The 16,825-nt window shown below is 65.7% G+C and carries 15 protein-coding genes and 1 tRNA gene; 4 read left to right on the top strand and 12 right to left on the bottom strand.

The window, feature by feature from the left end; all coding sequences use genetic code 11:
- Together IPK69_08425 and ptsP are read right to left on the bottom strand one after the other, a co-directional pair.
- On the bottom strand, window positions 1–2,451 hold the full coding sequence (locus IPK69_08425; GenBank protein ID QQS08031.1) for an Rne/Rng family ribonuclease: 2,451 nt from the start codon (window positions 2,449–2,451) through the stop codon (window positions 1–3).
- A 413-nt stretch (window positions 2,452–2,864) separates the two neighbouring features.
- A complete protein-coding gene (ptsP, locus tag IPK69_08430) occupies window positions 2,865–4,637 on the bottom strand; it encodes a phosphoenolpyruvate--protein phosphotransferase (protein ID QQS08032.1) in 1,773 nt (590 codons plus the stop codon).
- Window positions 4,638–5,123: 486 nt separating this feature from the next.
- On the opposite strand from ptsP, the gene rho reads away from it, so the two are divergent.
- The 4 genes from rho (at window position 5,124) to IPK69_08450 (ending at window position 9,112) form a co-directional block, all read left to right on the top strand.
- A complete protein-coding gene (gene rho, locus IPK69_08435) occupies window positions 5,124–6,338 on the top strand; it encodes a transcription termination factor Rho (protein QQS08033.1) in 1,215 nt (404 codons plus the stop codon).
- Between the two features lie 83 nt (window positions 6,339–6,421).
- Window positions 6,422–6,814: a ferrous iron transport protein A gene (locus tag IPK69_08440; GenBank protein QQS08034.1), complete on the top strand. Its 393-nt coding sequence runs from the start codon at window positions 6,422–6,424 to the stop codon at window positions 6,812–6,814.
- The gene (locus tag IPK69_08445) at window positions 6,811–8,925 is read left to right on the top strand and encodes a ferrous iron transporter B (GenBank protein QQS08035.1); all 2,115 of its coding nucleotides are present in this window, start codon (window positions 6,811–6,813) and stop codon (window positions 8,923–8,925) included. Before IPK69_08440 ends, IPK69_08445 begins: the two co-directional genes overlap by 4 nt.
- Window positions 8,926–8,947: 22 nt before the next feature.
- A complete protein-coding gene (locus IPK69_08450; GenBank protein QQS08036.1) occupies window positions 8,948–9,112 on the top strand; it encodes a hypothetical protein in 165 nt (54 codons plus the stop codon).
- Window positions 9,113–9,131: 19 nt separating this feature from the next.
- Here the strand turns inward: IPK69_08450 and IPK69_08455 are convergent, their stop codons facing one another.
- The 10 genes from IPK69_08455 to IPK69_08500 form a co-directional block, all read right to left on the bottom strand.
- The gene (locus IPK69_08455) at window positions 9,132–10,364 is read right to left on the bottom strand and encodes an aminotransferase class I/II-fold pyridoxal phosphate-dependent enzyme (GenBank protein ID QQS08037.1); all 1,233 of its coding nucleotides are present in this window, start codon (window positions 10,362–10,364) and stop codon (window positions 9,132–9,134) included.
- A 113-nt stretch (window positions 10,365–10,477) separates the two neighbouring features.
- Complete coding sequence (locus IPK69_08460) at window positions 10,478–11,215, bottom strand: DNRLRE domain-containing protein (GenBank protein QQS08038.1); 738 nt, start codon at window positions 11,213–11,215, stop codon at window positions 10,478–10,480.
- Window positions 11,216–11,432: 217 nt separating this feature from the next.
- On the bottom strand, window positions 11,433–12,908 hold the full coding sequence (locus tag IPK69_08465) for a PhoH family protein (protein QQS10451.1): 1,476 nt from the start codon (window positions 12,906–12,908) through the stop codon (window positions 11,433–11,435).
- Between the two features lie 277 nt (window positions 12,909–13,185).
- A complete protein-coding gene (locus IPK69_08470) occupies window positions 13,186–13,857 on the bottom strand; it encodes a DUF456 domain-containing protein (protein QQS08039.1) in 672 nt (223 codons plus the stop codon).
- A 57-nt stretch (window positions 13,858–13,914) separates the two neighbouring features.
- Entirely contained in the window at window positions 13,915–14,757 is an 843-nt protein-coding gene (locus IPK69_08475; protein ID QQS08040.1) for a hypothetical protein, read from the bottom strand.
- Between the two features lie 121 nt (window positions 14,758–14,878).
- Window positions 14,879–15,106: a hypothetical protein gene (locus tag IPK69_08480; protein QQS08041.1), complete on the bottom strand. Its 228-nt coding sequence runs from the start codon at window positions 15,104–15,106 to the stop codon at window positions 14,879–14,881.
- A 43-nt stretch (window positions 15,107–15,149) separates the two neighbouring features.
- A tRNA-Leu gene (locus IPK69_08485) sits at window positions 15,150–15,234 on the bottom strand.
- A 77-nt stretch (window positions 15,235–15,311) separates the two neighbouring features.
- Complete coding sequence (gene yidD, locus IPK69_08490) at window positions 15,312–15,599, bottom strand: membrane protein insertion efficiency factor YidD (protein ID QQS08042.1); 288 nt, start codon at window positions 15,597–15,599, stop codon at window positions 15,312–15,314.
- On the bottom strand, window positions 15,596–16,087 hold the full coding sequence (gene rnpA / locus IPK69_08495) for a ribonuclease P protein component (protein QQS08043.1): 492 nt from the start codon (window positions 16,085–16,087) through the stop codon (window positions 15,596–15,598). Before rnpA ends, yidD begins: the two co-directional genes overlap by 4 nt.
- A gap of 165 nt (window positions 16,088–16,252) precedes the next feature.
- On the bottom strand, window positions 16,253–16,798 hold the full coding sequence (locus IPK69_08500) for a hypothetical protein (GenBank protein ID QQS08044.1): 546 nt from the start codon (window positions 16,796–16,798) through the stop codon (window positions 16,253–16,255).
- Between the last annotated feature and the right edge of the window lie 27 nt (window positions 16,799–16,825).

Below are 16,825 nucleotides of genomic sequence, written 5' to 3' on the forward strand. Positions count from 1 at the left end.
TTATTCGGGCTTCGGGCGCTTGTTGAGTTCGCTCGCCGCCAGTTTTCGTCGTGAGGAGTAGAGCGTCCGGGGCTTCGCCGTCGGCTTCACCTCGGGCGTCGGGGCACTCTTGGGCGATTCGGCACGCGGGGCCTGCTGTGCAGGCCGATCGCGATTCGCGCCCTCGCCACCTGATGACGAGCCCTCGCCGTTGCCGCCTCGTCCGCCGCGACGCCGCCGGCGACGACGCCCACGGCGTTCGCCACCTTCGCCATCACCCTTGGATTCGTCGGCCTGACGCTCTGAGGACGAGTCGCCATCGGCGCGATCCTCGCGTTCGGTCTGAGGCTCGGATTCGCCGCGCGATTCATCAGCGGCGGGCGCCTCCGCCCCATTCTCCGCACCATGACCCTGCCCTCGGCCGCGACCACGCCGACGCCGGCGACGACGGCGCCCGCCCTCACGTGGCTCGCCATCGGCGTTTGCCGAAGTAGCCTCGCCCGAATCCTGGGCGGCCACGGATTCGACCTGGCCGCCTTCGTTCTCATCGCCGTGATCGCCCGCGAACTGCAACACGCCGTTCGATGGAGCCTGTGATCGGTTCGGTGAAGAAACCGAAGGCCTTGTGTTCGAGGGTTCGCGCGCTGGTGTCGCGGAACTCCGACCCTCCTGACGCGGTGCGTCCCGGTCATCGCCACGTCCGCGGCCACGCCCACGCCGGCGCCGCCGACGCTTCCGACCGCCCGATTCTTCAGCGGGCTCGTCGGCACCATCGCCGGCATCGTCGATCTCGATCGGGTGGATCGCCTCTTCGGTCTCCGGCTCGTCGGCCGGCTCGGCGGCGAGGGCCTTCTCCTCCTCCAGATCCTGCGCCCAGTTCTCGCCCGCGGCGGCGTACTCAAACTCCTTGAGATCGCGGGGCCGCCTTGGCTTGGGGAGGGACGAGACGTCGATGTCCGCGCCCCCGGCGTCATAGGCATAGAACCCGACGCGATCGATCATGACCGTCTCGCTGACACGCACGTCGACGTGCTTGCCCGTGCCACGCTCGATGCGTCCGAGCAGGCGGCGCTTCGTCGAGAGCAGTTCGCCCGCGACACGCGGCGCCACAACCATCTCGACCTTCGCCACGCGCTCGACGTCAAGGATCGCGGCGAGTTCACGCAAGGCATCCGCGGCGATCGAGTCGGGCCGCTGCACCACGCCACGCCCGCGGCACGTCGGGCAGTCCACAAAGTGCACGCTCTCGTGGCTGGCACGCATCCGCTGGCGCGTCATCTGCAGGATCCCGAACTCCGAGATCGCGAGCACCGTCGTCTTGGCGCGGTCGCGCTTGAGACGCTCGCGGAAGCGGTGCTCGATGTCCTTGCGGTGCTGGGCGCTCCGCATGTCGATGAGGTCGTTGATGACGATCCCGCCCAGGTCGCGCAGGCGCAACTGCCGGCAGATCTCCTCGACGGCCTCGATGTTCGTCTGGTAGGCGTTGCTCTCGCTATCACGGCTCTCGCGGCTCTTCCCGCTGTTGACGTCGATCGCCACCAGCGCCTCGGTTTGGTCGATGACCAGGCGCCCACCGCTGGGCAGGGGCACCTCGCGCGCGTGGATCAGGCCGATCTGCTGCTCGATGCCGAAGGCGTGGAAGAGGGGTGTCGTGCTCGTGTGGTGCAGGAGTTTCGCCTGCCCTCGCGGGGCGACGATCTTCATGAACCTCGCCGCCCGCTGGAGCGCCAGTTCGTTGTCGACCACGACCTCCTTGATGTCGGTGCTGAGCAGGTCGCGCAGCGCACGGACGAGCAGGTCGCTCTCGGAATAGAGCAGCCGCGGCTTGTTCCCCGTGCCCAGGCGCTTCTCCATGTCCTTCCACAGGCGCTGGAGGTAGGCCAGGTCGCGCTTGAGTTCGGTCTTGTTCCGCTCCATCCCGGCCGTCCGCACGATGAAGCCGAAGCCCTCGGGGAGTTCGAGTTGGTCGAGGATCTCGCGCATCTTGCGGCGCTGGTCCTCGTCCTCGACCTTGCGCGAGACGCCCGTGCGATCCATATAGGGCATCATCACCAGGAAGCGCCCGGGGATCGAGAGATAACTCGTGAGCGTCGGACCCTTGGTCCCCACGCCCTCCTTAAGCACCTGCACGATGACCTCATCGCCTCGCCGCAGGCACGCCTGGATCGGCGGGCGCTCGCGACGCGGGGTCTTCAGGCCCACGCGTTCGGTGGTGTCGTCGTCCTCGCCGGGGAAGTAGCGCGGGTGCAGGTCGCTGACGTGCAGGAATCCGTTGTCCTCGACGCCGAAGTCCACGAACGCCGCCTGGATCGCCGGCTCCACGTTCGTGACGCGCCCCACATAGATATTTCCAACGCGGCTGGCGTTGGCGAAACGCTCAACGTGCGTCTCTTCGAGTTTGCCATCCTGGAGAATGGCGACCCGGCACTCCTCGCCGGGGACATAGTTGATGATCATCTGAGAATCGGACATGCGTGCTCCTCTCCCGTCCTTGGGGGGCGTCCGGCTCGTCATGGAGCCATCCTGGACGCCGGCAAGTGCACCGGGCGTTGCGACGCGTCTCTGGTCCGATCGCCGACTGGATCAACCCTTCGCGTCCCTGCCGCTGGTGTCGAGCGCTCGCGCCCGCACAGTCCATCGGCTGAGGGAGGGCTTTGAAGCCCACTCATCGCCCGTCGGCGTTTCATACGCGCCGCACGGCGATGCCGTTCGCTTTACCCAGACTGCCGGGCGGGTCTTCCGCTCGGGCTTGGGCAGTGTTCACGGGGTCCGCTCGGCCCTTGATTCAGGCGGCGGACGGTCCCGCAGAGTCGTTCCGATCGGGCGGCAGGAGCGAACAACGCCCCTTCAGCCAGTCCCGCATCGCTGTTTCTTCTCCCCAACGCCTACTCGACGGAACGACCGTCGAAGGCCTGGGGAACAATCTTTCGAGCCTTGTCGCGGAGGAAAACCGCGACCTGGGCATCGGAATCGAGCGACATGACCTGTTTGGCCACGCGTTCGCATTGAGCAACCGTCACACCTCGGACGAATCGCTTGAGCGTCGGAATCGACGAGCTCGTCACGGAAAGAGTACGCAAGCCAAGCCCGATCAACAACATGGCGAACTCCGGGTCGCTCGCCGACTCGCCGCAGCACGAGACCGGGATCTTGTGGTGTTTGCCGACGCGGGCCGTGTCCCGGATCAGGCGGATGACCGCCGGGTGGGTCGGGCTATAGAGGTTCGCGACCCGCTCGTTGGTCCGGTCCACCGCCAGGGTGTACTGGACGAGGTCGTTGGTCCCGATCGAGAAGAAGTCCACCTCACGCGCGAAATGGTCCGCCATGAGGGCGGCCGAGGGAACCTCGACCATCATCCCGACCTTCATACTTCGGTCAAACTCGACCCCGGCTTCATCCAAATCCTCCATCACGTCCCCGAGGATCACCTTGGCGTGGCGGAGTTCGGCCAGGCTGGTGATGAGTGGGAACATGATCTTGAGGGGCCCGTGGGCCGACGCCCGCAGGATCGCCCGCAACTGCGTCTTGAACATGGGGATGTTGTGGAGGCAGTAGCGGATGCTGCGGCAACCCAGGAACGGGTTCCGCTCGGGAACCTCTTCTCGAGCCTGGGTGTATTTGTCCGCGCCCAGATCCATGGTGCGGATGACCAGGTCCCGACCCTTGAGCAGGTCCACGCAGCGTTTGTACGCCCGGTAGTGATCGTGCTCCGAAGGCTCGCTTGTGCTGGTGAGATAGAGAAACTCGGTCCGGTAGAGTCCGACGCCCTCGCCACCCGAGGCCAGGACGTTGCGGACCTCGTCGGGAAACTCGATATTCCCGACGACGTGGACCGCGACGCCATCGGCCGTGACCGAGGGCTCGAAGCAGTCGTCGCTGAGTTCGACCTGGTACTCGCGCCTCGCGTCGATCCGCTTGCGATACTCCGCGAGCGTCTTCTCGTCGGGGTCGAGGACGACCACGCCGTCGTCGCCATCGAGGATCGCCAGGGCGTCATGATGGGCGAGTTTGGTGATGCGCTGGCACCCGACGACCGCGGGGATTTCCAGGGCTTTCGCCACGATCGCCGTGTGGCTGGTCTTGCCGCCGAGATCGGTCGCGAAGCCCAGGATTTTGTCTCGGTCGAACGCCGCGGTTTCCGAGGGCGTCAGATCGCGGGCGACGATGATGACCCCGCCGTCCTCGTCCTTCAGGCGGCTGACGCGCCCCGCCGGCTCGTTGTCGTTGGCGATCTTGCGGAGCAGCCGGCGCCCGATGTCCTCGATGTCGTTGACCTTGGTGGCAAAGACCGGATTGGGATTGCTCCGGAACTTGGCCGCGTGCTGCTGGAAAACCTGGCTGACCGCCCAGTCCGCCGACACCCGCTCGTCCTGGATCATCGTCCGAATCGGCGCGAGCAGCGACTTGTCCTTCAGCATCCCGATGTGGAACGAGAAGATCTTGGCCGCCTCCTTGCCCATCTCGCGCTCGGCACGGTCGGCGACCTCCTCTAACTCCCCGATCGAGGCCTTGACGGCCTGGTCGAAGTGCTCCACCTCGCCTCTGGTGCTCTGGGACTGAACCTCACGGCGTGCGACTCGACGGAGATCATCTTCAAGGATCCGTAAACGTCCTATAACAATACCTGGCGAGACGGCAATCCCCTGAATGGGCTGCACGGGTCGAGATTCGATCTTGGTTGGCTTCGGGGGCTTGGGCACAGTTCTGGTGCTTCCGACAAGGGTGTCTCTGATGATAGTGGGGGCCATGAAAAAGTCCCGTCAGCGCGGGATTCAATGCCGGGGACCGATTCTGCGTGCAAGGAACGCCTCTCTGGTGTACAGTTAGGGGTGTCTGTCGGCCGGATCACCCCGGCCGCCCTCGTCTTTGGCCAAAGGCCTCCCGGCGTAGAGAGATCGCCGCGAAGGATGCCCGAACTGGACTCAAGACGCAACGGACCGGAATCGTGGCCTTGTTTGCCCCATCGGCTTTCCAATGCCGAACGCTCGGGCGTGTGCATGACATGTTGTCGGGGTGTTTCGACGGGTCTGGCCACAACTGAGGCCTGACCAGTGCCACCAGTGTGTTTGCCAGGCGGATCAACCGCCAGCGGGAGGCGGTCCACAAGCCATTCCGCATGTGTAGGTAAGGAGTCAAGAGTCCATATGGGTCCCGGACGATCCCGGAGACGCCGACGCAGAGGCTCAGGCCAGGGCGACGGGAACTCCAACCAGTTTCACTCCCAGGGCCATCGCGGCCCGGGGTCCAACGACTTCCGCCGCAACGGCACGTCGGGACACCCATCGAACGGACAGCAGCGTCTCGGCGGGATGAACCGCGGGGCGCCCTCGCCGGCGATCTTCCCCGTCGACGAGATGAACGCGATGCTGCGCGACTCGCAGGGGCGGAACCTCCCGGTCATCAGGCCGTTCGAAGATCTGACCTCGATCGACCCCCAGCCACGCCTGACCCTGGAATACACCGGGTGCCCGGCGTCGTGCCGATTGATCGATCTCTTCTGTCCGATCGGCCGCGGGCAGCGCGGGCTGATCGTCTCGCCACCGAAGGCTGGCAAAACGACGCTGCTCAAGGACATCGCCGGGGCCCTGCTCCGCAATCACCTGGATCTCGAGATCATCGTGCTCCTGGTGGACGAGCGTCCCGAGGAAGTGACGGACTTCCGCCGGAGTTTCGCGAGCGTGGACGCGGGCGCCCAACTCGCCGCCGAGATGCTGGGCGAGCGTCCCGAGGACGTCGCGCCGAGGCTGGCCCGGTCGCGGATCCGAGTGATTGCGAGCAGCAACGACCACCCGGTCGAGCGGCACATCGAGGTCTCGACGCGGACGATCGAGTTCTCCAAGCGTCTCGTGGAGGTGGGCAAGCACGTCGTGGTGCTCATGGACTCGCTGACACGCGTAGGCCGGGCCTTCAACCAGAGCCGAAAGCACGCCAGCAGCGGCCGGACGCTCTCGGGAGGCCTGGACAGCAAGGCCCTGGAAGTGCCACGGCAGATCTTCGGCAGCGCGCGCAACACCGAGGAGGCCGGCTCGCTGACCATCATCGCCTCGTGCCTGGTGGACACCGGGAGCCAGGCCGACCAGGTGATCTTCGAGGAGTTCAAGGGCAGCGGCAACATGGAGTTGATCCTCGACCGGAAGATCGCCGAGCGGCGAGTCTTCCCGGCGATCAACCTGGCCGAATCGGGGACGCGGAAAGAGAACATGCTCCTGACGGAGGAGGAACTCAAGACGATGTCGGCCCTTCGGCGTCGATTGCTCTCGATGCCGCCGCCGCAGCAGGTCGAGCAGTTGATCGCGGCGTTGCAGCGGTTCCCGACCAATGCCGCATTGGTCGGCGGTGCTGGCGGCGGAGGCAATTGAGACTCGGTCTCATCGGCCCTAGACTCTCCTAGTGGGATTTGCGGATATGTTTGTCTGTTAGTCTCTTTCGTGGAACGCCGGCCATGTCCACCACCCTCGAGAGCCATTCATTGAACGCCGACCCGTGCGAGTTCCGTGACCAGTGCCCTCGCGAGTGCTGCCCGACCGACGCGAAGGGCCAGCCCGTCACCGGGCGGCGATTGAGCGACCTTCGCCCCGGCGATCTGGCCTCAGTCTGTGAGACGTGCCTCGACGCCGATGACGCCAGCCTTCTCCGCGCGATGGGGCTTCGCCCGAACGTGACGTTGCGTGTCTGTCGCCTCGGCGACCCGTGCATCATCGAGGTGCACACGGCGGCGGGCGGCGGGTGCGCGTGCCGAATCGGGATGGCGCGCGAACTGGCGTCGCGCGTGATGGTCGTCGTCGGGACGACATCCAGCGACAAGGGAACCTCTGACCACAAGCCCTGCACATGAGCCAGGCGGCGACGGTGTCGATCGGTGGAGCACGATCGCCGGAGTCGCACTCGCCGCGGCGCGTGGCGCTCGTGGGTAATCCCAACACGGGCAAGACCTCGGTCTTTAACCGTCTCACAGGTCTGCGCCACAAGACGAGCAACTTCCCCGGAACGACGCAGGAATGCCGCGTGGGATTCATGCTCGACACCAGGGGCGGCACGATCGAGGTGCTTGACCTGCCCGGCGTGTACTCGCTGGAGTTGGCGCAAGGAGAATCGGAGGTCTGCCGGGGGGCGCTCGCCGGGATGCTCGCGCCCGCGGGGGCGCCGGCCCGGGCGCCCGACGCGGTGATCGTCGTCATCGACGCGACGAACCTCGCGCGGAACCTGCTCCTCGCGGGTGAAGCGCTACGCCGGCGCCTGCCCACGCTGATTGTCGTGAACATGATCGACATCGCACGCAAGCGCGGCGTGCACATCGACGCGGGTGCTTTGGGCGAGGGACTTGGGTGCGAGGTGCTGCTTGTGAGCGCACGCACCGGGCAGGGAATCGACGACATCGCTGGCGCGCTCGAGCGAGCGGTGGTTCCCAACCGCACGCCGCCGGGGGATCAGGGCGAGATCGAGCGATGGGCGGAGGGCCTGGCGGCGAACGCGACAGCCCGCACCACCGAGACCGAGCAGGATCGCGCGGATCGACGCGCGAGGACCGACCGGATGGACCACGCCTTCACGCATCCGGTGCTGGGGGCATTGGCGTTTCTGGCGGTGATGGCCGGGCTGTTCTGGGGGATCTTCTCGCTCGCGACGTACCCGATGGCGTGGATCGAGTGGATCTTCGCCGAGTTGGGCGGGCTGGTGCAGCGCGTGCTCCCCGCGGGGATCCTCTCTGATTTTCTCTCGCAGGGTGTCGTCGTCGGGATCGGCGCGACGGTGGTCTTTCTGCCGCAGATCTGTCTGCTCTTCTTTGTGATCTCGCTTCTGGAGGACACGGGGTATCTGGCGCGGGCGGCGTTTGTGATGGATCGATTGCTCAGGCCGTTTGGGTTGCCCGGGCATAGTTTCGTGCCGCTGCTCTCGAGCCATGCGTGCGCTCTGCCGGGGATCATGGCGTGCCGGGCGATCCCGGATCGACGTGAACGGCTCGCGACGATTCTCGTGGCACCATTCATGACGTGCTCGGCGAGGATCCCGGTCTACGCGCTGATGACGGGGATCCTGTTTCCCGGTTCACCAGGTCGACAGGCGGCGGCGTTCATCGGGTGTTATGCGCTGGGGATCGTGGCGGGCGTGCTGAGCGCGCTCGTGGCTCGGCGGACGATTCTGAAGGGGGCGAGCCGTCCGATGGCGCTCGAGTTGCCGGCGTATCGCTGGCCGAATCTCCGCTCGGCACTCATCACCAGTTACGACCGCGGGCGCTCGTTCATCGCGAACGCGGGGACGAACATCCTGCTCATCTGCATCGTGCTGTGGTGGCTCGGGGCGTTCCCGCATGTGAAGCCACCGGCGCGGGTCGAGGAACTCCGCGAGGTGGCGGCCCAGGTCGAGGCGGGATCGGTTGAGCCGAAGGTCGCCTTGGAGCGCGCTGGAGTCGAGAATAAGGTCGAGGTCGTAGGCACAGACGGGACACCTGGGCCACGAGATCGTGAAGACGCACGCGAGATTGATGGGCCTGCTGCGGCATCGATGATCGTCGAGAGAGCCGACGAACTCGAGGCGATGGACGCGAAGTCCCGGTCGTTCATCGGGCGGCTGGGGCGACTGGCCGAGCCCGTTTTCAGGCCGATCGGCTACGACTGGCAACTCTCCATCGGCGTCCTCTCCAGTTTCGCCGCCCGCGAGGTCTTCGTCTCCACGATGGCGGTCGTCGTCACCGGGCACGACACGACGGACGACGAGAAGATCCTCTCGGCGGTCTCGCACGCGTCGCGGACCAACGGCACGCCGATCTTCACGAAGCCCGTGGCGTGGTCGATTCTTGTGTTCTATGTGCTCGCGATGCAGTGCCTGCCGACGCTGGCGCTCACGGCTCGCGAGGCCGGGGGTGTGCGGTGGGCGGTCCTCCAGTTCGCGTGGATGAGCCTGCTCGCCTATCTTGGCGCGTGGATCGCGTACACGATCGCGTCGTGATCACGACTCGGTGACGGAGTGAATGGTGTTCCCAATCGGCGATTGGCAGTTCTGGGTGGTCTCGGCGGTCGCGCTCATCGCGGCGTGGCTGGTGCTGCGCAAGGTGATCCCCACGCCGGAGAAGAAGCGGCGGGCGCGCGAGCGAAAGGCCTCGCTGACAGTCGAGGGAAGGACGCCGGAGAAATAGGCTCTCGTGCGATTGTTGTTCAGAGTTTCTTGAGTGCCGCGACGAGTGCGTCGATGTGGGCCTCGGTATGGGCGGCGGAGATCTGGACGCGGAGTCGCGCGTGCCCCTCGGTGACGACGGGGTAGCCGAAGCCGATGACGTAGATGCCAAGATCGAGGAGGCGTTTACTCATCGCGATCGCCTTCGCGGTGTCGTGGACGATAATGGGACAGATCGCGGTGGGGGACTCGAGCACGTCGAAGCCCGCGGCCTTGATCGATTTCCGCGCGTACGCGACGTTCGAGTGGAGCCGCGCGACGCGCTGCGGCTCGTTCATCAGGATCTCGATGGCACGGTTCGCGCCTGCCGCCACGCCCACAGGAAGCGCGTTGGAGAAGAGCGTGGGTCTGCCGCGCTGGATGAGAAGATCGATTGCATCTTTAGTTCCCGCGACGAAACCACCCGCGGCCCCGCCGAGCGCCTTGCCCAGCGTGCCCGTGAAGAGATCGATGGTGCCTTTGCCACTCGCGGCGGTGAGCATGTTGAAGTGCTCGTGCGTGCCGCGCCCGGTCGTGCCCATCACGCCGTGCCCGTGGGAGTCGTCGACGACGAGCATCGCTCCGAACTCGTCGCAGAGGCGGCGCATCGTGGGAAGGTCGGCGATGCTCCCTTCCATGCTGAAGACGCCATCGGTGACGACCCAGTTCTGCCCGGTGACGTCGGGGTTGGCCTTGGCTTTGGTGAGCGCCTCGTGGAGCGAGCCGGGGCCTTCGAGGGTGTTGTTCTTGTAGATGGCCTTGTGCAGGCCCTTCTTGATGGTGGTGGCGAGGCGGACCGAGTCGATGATGCTCGCGTGGTTGAGTTCATCGCTGATGATGATGTCGCCCGGCTCGCAGAGCGTGGGGAAGACGGCCTCGTTGGCGGTCCAGCACGAGACGAAGGTGTAACTCGCCTCGGTGCCCATGTACGCCGCGATGGTCTTTTCGAGCGTATGGTGGGGCGAGAATGTGCCGCAGATAAAGCGGACGCTGGCCGTGCCCGCGCCGAAATCGCGCGTGGCCTTGAGGGTGGCCTCGACAACCTCGGGGTGGTTGGCCAGCCCGAGGTAGTTGTTGGAGCAGAAGCAGAGGACATCCTTGGTGGTGCCATCGGGGCGGCGGAGGCGGACGCTGGCATCCATCGGGCCATCGATGGTCTGGAGGACTTTGTATTGCCCGGAGTCCTTGAGGCCGGTGAGGATGGAGCGGGCGCGGGCGTCGAAGGTGGTGGGCATGTTGTCGTTCCTGGTCGTGATCGCAGAAAAAGAAAACGGCACGGGACGTGTGGCGTCGCGTGCCGTCATGGTATTTGAGTTGTCGAGTTGAGGCCGCGAATGTCGGCAGCGGTTTAGCGCCGACGCCGGCGGGCGATGAGGAGTCCGCCGCCCGCGACAAGGGCGATAGCGCCGGGGGCCGGGACGGGCGTGAAGTCCACGATGAGTTTGGGGATTCGATCGGGGATGGAGGTCTCGCGGCTACCCAACCTCTTGCCTGTTCGGCCCGCGGTCTCGCTGGTCGCTTTGATGAGCAGGCCGAAGTTCATCTCCGGGTCGTTGATCCAGGCCTGGGCATCGGCGATGAGGCCGGCGCCGGTCCACTCATAGAACCCGAGATCCTGGATGTTGACGCTGGCGCTGGCGGTGCTGACGAAGTCGCCGCCGGGGGTGGTCCACAGTTCGGTGTCGTAGAAGCGGTGGATCCACGTCGCGTCGCCGGTGGTGGAGGCCGCGCCCCCGCCGCTGAGCCCGCTGTTGCTGGTTCCTTCGCCCCAGGAGGACGTGACGCGGTGGACGCCGAACACTGCGGCGACGCCACTCGACTGCTCGCAGTTCATGCGGAGCGTGACGCTGTTGATGGTGGAGCCTGCGGGAATGGAGGACAGGTCGAAGCGGACCAGGGCTCGGCGTTTCTCGCCGGAGTTGGTGACGCCAGCGAAGACGCCGCCGCCAAGGGCGCTGCTGAGCGACCCTGCGGAATCCTCAAAGAGTGTGTTGTCCAGCACTGAAGTGAACGAGACGACATCGGCCGAGGCCATACCCGCGAGCGAGGCGACGGCGACGGCACTGAGCCAGGGACGGATCGACATGAAAAACCACCTCTCTACGACTAGCCCACGAGCATCCACGACGAATGCTTGAACAAACACCAAACGCCAGCGAGGCGTGTCCTGCTATGAGTGATGTACACCAGAATTGGCAAAGTGCCAGTCGGTGCGGACAAAAAAACGCATTCGGGCACAAATTGTGGACGTGATCGGGCTGTGCGCGAACGAACGTCCGAGAACCAAAGGATATTGAGGGGTGTTAGAGGCGGTTGGCGGCGATGCTGGCGAGTTCGCTGCGTTCGCTCTTAGCGAGGGTGACGTGCCCGAAGAGGCGGACGCCACGCATTTTCTCGACGGCGTAGGCCAGGCCGTTACTGGAGGAGTCGAGGTAGGGGTTGTCGATCTGTCCGATGTCGCCGGTGAGGACGAGTTTGGTCCCCTCGCCGACGCGGCTGGCGATGGTCTTGACCTCGTGGGGCGTCAGGTTCTGGGCCTCATCGACGATCATGAACTGGTGGGGGATGGATCTCCCGCGGATGTAGGTGAGGGGCTCGAGGACGAGTTTGCCGTCGGCCATGAGTTTCTGGATGCGCTGCTCGGTGGAGTGGCTGTCGGGGTGCTGGACCTGGGCGCCTCGGGTAGAGAGGAGATAGCCGAGATTGTCGAAGATGGGCTGCATCCAGGCGGTGAGTTTCTCGTCCTTGTCGCCGGGGAGATAGCCGATGTCGCGCCCCATGGGCATGATGGGCCTCGCGACGAGGAGTTTCTCGTAGCGTTCCTCGCTGAAGACCTTGGCCATGCCTGCGGCGATGGCGAGGAGTGTCTTGCCCGTGCCCGCGGAGCCGAGGAGAGTGATCATGCGGACCTCGTCGTCGAGGAGGAGGTCCATGGCCATGGTCTGCTGGACGTTTCGCGCCATGATCCCGAAGACGGGCTTTCGCGGGCCGGTGACGGGGATGACGTGGTCGGTGTCGGCGAGGCGTCGGCCGAGGCCAGTGTGGTTCTCGTCGTCCTTGTCCTTGAAGACGATGAACTGGTTGGCGTGGAGTTCGCGCTCGTAGACCTGCCCGCGCTCGTCCTCGGTTTGGAGGAGCTCGCCCAGGCGATCGATGGCAAGGAGGCGATCGCGGTACAACTCGTCGATGATGTCGCCCTCGGACTCGACGCTCACGAACCCGGTGTAGAGGCGATCGGCGTCGACCTTCTGGTTGGTGAAGTCCTCGGTGTGGATGCCCAGGGAGTCGGCCTTGATGCGGGCGGAGAGGTCCTTGGTGACAAAGACGACGTGGGGGCGTGACTTGGCGAGGTGCCAGGCGACGGCGATGATGCGGTTGTCGGGAGAATCCTCATCGATCGCGTCCGGGCGGATGTGCTCGCTGACGTCGATGCGGACGGTTCCGGTGTGCCCGTTGACGCCGGTTGAGGCGGCGGCGGTTGCGGAGGGCGAGGTGGAACCCCACTCGACACCCTCGGAGAGTTTGCCGAGGCCGCGCAAGCGATCGAGGTGGCGGATGCACTCACGGGCGTTTCGGCCCAGGTCGTTCTCGAGGCGCTTGAGTTTGTCGAGCTCCTCGATGACAGTGAAGGGGATGACGACGTTGTGCTCTTTGAAGACAAAGAGCGCGTTGGGGTTGTGGAGCAGGACGTTGGTGTCGAGGACGAAGTCCTTGGTCTCGGTGGCGGGCTCCTGGGCCCGGACGCGCGCGAGCACGTCGGAGGATCGGGTGGCTGGCATCGGTTTCTTCGCGGGTTTCGCCGTGTCGCGGGTCTCCGTGGGGACAGAGCGTGCGTCGGGGGAGGGGGGGACGCTGCGGGCCGCGTGACTCATGGTTTTTTTCTTGGCCTTGTCTTTGGCCACCTTTGATCACTCTCGCCTGGCCGGTCCGTCGGCCGATCACGCCGCGCGCTGACATCCCTGTGCGCGGGAGTCCATCAGGATATCGGGAAATCACGCGGGATGCATCCCTGTTTTCTGGAAGTTCGTGGGATTTCGACGTCGGATGTCGCGATCTTCATGGATTCTTGGCGGGGGCGTCGGGCGCGACAGTCGGCGAATGGACCTGGACCTCGGTTCCGTCGGTGGCATTCGGCGTTACCAGGCCGGGTATGGCTGAGGTGGATGCGGCCGGTTTCGGGTTATAGATGGCGGCAACGCCAAGGACCAAAGCGAGGATAATCGCGAGCGTGGTCTTGCCGACGGTCGCAAGGAGTCGCCCGATCGCGGCACCCTGGCCGGATTTCGCCGATTCGTTCCAGGCGCGCTTGGCCCATACGCGTTCGGCCAACACGGCTCCCGCGCCAGCGCCGATCGCGCCGCCGAGGATCGTCCCAATCGGAAAAAAGAAGAACGAGCCGACGATGGCCCCGGCGAGCGCCCCGACGAGCGAGCCGATCTGGCCCTTGCGGCTGCCGCCGGCTTTGGCAGCGCCGAGGGCGGAGGCCCCGAACTCGACGGCCTCGGCGGCGATCGCGATGATGAGCGCGACGACGATCGTCCAGAGGCTGAACATGTCGGGTTTCCACCACCAGCAGAGGAGCGCCACGAGAATATTGAGCCAGGTGCCGGGGAGCGTGAGCGCGGTGAGGGCGATGCCCACAATCCCTGCGAGGATCACCAGACCCGGCGGGACGACGTCGAGCACATCGGAGAATGTCAGGGCGAGCGTGGTCATGAATAGCGTCATGGACGCGCCCCTTTCTCTTCCCACGCGTGATGGCCGTGCGATGCGCGACGGGGCCGCTCAGGCTTCTTTGGATTCTTCGATTGCCGATTCCGGTGTCGCGGAGTCCTCGGGAGTGGCTTCGGCGGCATCTGCCTGCGGGAATCGCGTCTTCTCCATCTCCAAAACCCACGATTCGAGCGGGTCGTAGCGGTAGAGGTCGAGACGAACGATTTTGCCCGAGAGCCGATCGTGCCCTTCTCGGACGCGGAGGTCGATGAGGAACTTGTCCCACTTGCGCTTGTCGAACTCGTCGATGTCGGCGGGGGCAAGTGTGGCGCCCTCGGGGAGATGGAGTTCCTGGGTCGTCGGGTTCCAGCGATAGGACTTCCCGGCCACGCGCATGATGAGGGCGGAGAGGTACAGCCCGACGCCCATGCCGACGGCGAAGATGAGCCATTGGATGGGGATGTCCCACTTGGCGAGGGGGCTGTCTGGAGTCTTGATGGCGCTGAGGTCGCGGTAGCGCTCGGCGGGCGAGGAGATCTCGACGCCGCGGAAGGAATCGGTGCGCGGGACGGTGGTGTTCTCGGCGTCGAGTTTACCGATGGTGTCGAGGGAATCGAGCCATTGGTAGAGTGCCTCGTCGCGTGAAGAGCGCGAGGGGTTCTGTTTGAGCGTCGCGAGTCGCGTCTTGGGGTCGTCGACGGAGATGTCGCGCGTGATGGAGCCTTTCTCCTGTTCGAAGGCCTTGTAGTACTGGAGTTCGAGGGCCTGGGCGGCGCGATTGCCACGCCCGGGATAGACGACGAGGGCGTCGTACAGCCCCCACAGCCCGAAGGCGAGGGCGACGATGGCCATGATGGAGATCTTGGTGATCCAGGATCGGCCCAGGCGCGTGCGTTGGAGGTTGATGTCGCTCATGATGGATCGTGTGCTCCGCGATTTGGGCGTGCGTGCACGCCGACGGGAGATTATCGGCACGTTGGGCGTGCGGGTTGGGCTCGATCCGGTGGGTTTGAGGGCGTTTCCGTCGCGAAGAGACTCAGTCTTCGACACGTTGAAGGGCGGCCTGCCACCACCTGGCGGCCCAGGCGAGGCCGGAGTGCAGATCGGCAAGGAAGCCGAAGCCGCCGCGATCGACGCGCCGGACGGGGATGCGTGGGAACTCGCGCTGCCCGGTGATGGCGCGAGTGAGCCACTCGGAGTGCTCGCGGCGGGCGATGCTGCCGGGGTCGTCGGCGAGGGAATCGGTGAGGCGGGACCAGAGCATGCGTGCCGAAGGGTACGTGCACGCGACCGGTGAGTCGTCGCACTGGCCCCGGTGGGATTTGAACCCACACGCCCCTTTCGGGACTGCGGATTTTAAGTCCGCTGCGTCTGCCGTTCCGCCACGGGGCCTCGCGGTTCCACTGTACGGATCATTGCGATTCCGTGTGTTCAAGGAGTTGCGCCGGCAGGGCGTGATGTGGTCGTCATCACGAATCGGAAGGGTGCCCATCTCGCGCATCAGACGGCGGGACGGGGTCGTAGCCGCCCTTGACAAAGGGGTGACAACGGGCGAGTCGGCGGAGGATGAGTCGCGTGCCGCGGATGGGGCCATGCGTGCGCAGCGCGTCGATCGCGTATTCCGAGCACGTCGGGACGTATCGGCACTGCCCGGCGAGGAGCGGCGAGAGCATCGCCTGATACACGCGGACGAGGAGCACCAGGAGGCCCGAGAGCGTTCGCGAGATCAGGCCGAGTGCAGGGCGCGCGTCGGTCATGGCGAGGGTCCATCGCGTGAATCCGCTCTGGTCGCGTCTCTCATCGATTCCTTGCTGAGTCGCTTGGCCCACTGACGCGCGAGATGCCGGATCGCGTCGTGGAGCGCGTCCTTCGCCTCGTCGAGCGTGAGCGTGGAGGTCTTGGCCGAGAGGATGATGTCGAGGTGGATTGGTGCCGCGTCGTCGTCGGCGTGGGTCGAGTCGATCGTGGCAAGGTTGTGCTGCAGCGTTCGGAACGCTTCGCGGAGGATGCGCTTGGCGCGGTTCCGCTTCACGCTGCTGCCGACGCGCTTCGAGACGGCCAGACCCAGGCGATGGAAGGGCTGGTCGTTGGGGATCGCGCTCGCCGTGATCGGGCCGACGGCACGGCGCATGCGGGCGTCGTGCACGGCCTGGAACTGGCGCGCGTGCGTCAGGCGCTGCCGCCGGGAGAGGCGAAGGCGATCGTTGGACGGGGCGGGCGTGCCGGGTTGGCGGACGGCGGGCATTGAGGGAAGGGTAAACGCGACGTGATGGTGATGCCGTTCGTGGTGGCACCGCTCTCCAGAGCGGTGACCGGGCACACGGTGCTCAAGGGTGTCGGAAAGAACTCGAAGGCGAAGAACACCGCTCTGGAGAGCGGTGCCACCCAAGGCGAGTCACCAATGTTCGTGTTAGTCGATCGCCGGCTCGGTCCGTGGTCTGGCCGGGGGCATCATGCCGATGAGGATGCCCACGCCGCCGAGCGCGATGAGCCAGAGCCTCGCCCTGGGGTTCGTCGCCCAGCGACCGAGCATCGACGTCGGGTTGGTCTGGGCGTTGGCGGTCGGCAACACGGCCGGCGGCGGCTCGAGGGCGGGGAAGACGCTCGCGTCGGGGACGCGCGTGTACGCCGGGCCCGTGATCAGCCCGAACTCCGCGGGCATCTGGTTGAGTTGCGTCGCGAGCAGGTCACGCATCAGCCCCGGCTCCTTGTCGGTGACGGCGGCGAGGAACCCCTCATACCGGTCGAGCCGCGCCAGGCGGTGCTGCTCGAGCGCGAGCGCCCGATCACGGACCAGCCGCGCCTGGGCCACGTCTCGCTGAGCAGGAATCAGGACGACGGCCCCTATGAGCGCGAGCGACGCCGCGAGAAAGAGCCACCCGGGATCGAGGGGGAGGAACCGCACACGCCCGGTGGCTTGGGCGAGGGGCAAGGGGTTGGATGAGTCGGCGCGCATAGATAAATGGATATCGGTAGATGTGGT

Source organism: Phycisphaerales bacterium, assembly GCA_016699835.1.
GTDB lineage: Bacteria > Planctomycetota > Phycisphaerae > Phycisphaerales > UBA1924.

Excerpts from the sequence above, each read along its gene's own strand:
- IPK69_08450 (QQS08036.1), top strand. The coding sequence starts at position 8,948 with ATGGTGTTCCCAATCGGCGATTGGCAGTTCTGGGTGGTCTCGGCGGTC.
- IPK69_08445 (QQS08035.1), top strand. The coding sequence starts at position 6,811 with ATGAGCCAGGCGGCGACGGTGTCGATCGGTGGAGCACGATCGCCGGAG.
- IPK69_08460 (QQS08038.1), bottom strand. The coding sequence starts at position 11,215 with ATGTCGATCCGTCCCTGGCTCAGTGCCGTCGCCGTCGCCTCGCTCGCG.
- IPK69_08425 (QQS08031.1), bottom strand. The coding sequence starts at position 2,451 with ATGTCCGATTCTCAGATGATCATCAACTATGTCCCCGGCGAGGAGTGC.
- IPK69_08465 (QQS10451.1), bottom strand. The coding sequence starts at position 12,908 with ATGCCAGCCACCCGATCCTCCGACGTGCTCGCGCGCGTCCGGGCCCAG.
- rnpA (QQS08043.1), bottom strand. The coding sequence starts at position 16,087 with ATGCCCGCCGTCCGCCAACCCGGCACGCCCGCCCCGTCCAACGATCGC.
- IPK69_08470 (QQS08039.1), bottom strand. The coding sequence starts at position 13,857 with ATGACGCTATTCATGACCACGCTCGCCCTGACATTCTCCGATGTGCTC.
- IPK69_08475 (QQS08040.1), bottom strand. The coding sequence starts at position 14,757 with ATGAGCGACATCAACCTCCAACGCACGCGCCTGGGCCGATCCTGGATC.
- yidD (QQS08042.1), bottom strand. The coding sequence starts at position 15,599 with ATGACCGACGCGCGCCCTGCACTCGGCCTGATCTCGCGAACGCTCTCG.
- IPK69_08440 (QQS08034.1), top strand. The coding sequence starts at position 6,422 with ATGTCCACCACCCTCGAGAGCCATTCATTGAACGCCGACCCGTGCGAG.
- IPK69_08500 (QQS08044.1), bottom strand. The coding sequence starts at position 16,798 with ATGCGCGCCGACTCATCCAACCCCTTGCCCCTCGCCCAAGCCACCGGG.
- IPK69_08480 (QQS08041.1), bottom strand. The coding sequence starts at position 15,106 with ATGCTCTGGTCCCGCCTCACCGATTCCCTCGCCGACGACCCCGGCAGC.
- IPK69_08455 (QQS08037.1), bottom strand. The coding sequence starts at position 10,364 with ATGCCCACCACCTTCGACGCCCGCGCCCGCTCCATCCTCACCGGCCTC.
- rho (QQS08033.1), top strand. The coding sequence starts at position 5,124 with ATGGGTCCCGGACGATCCCGGAGACGCCGACGCAGAGGCTCAGGCCAG.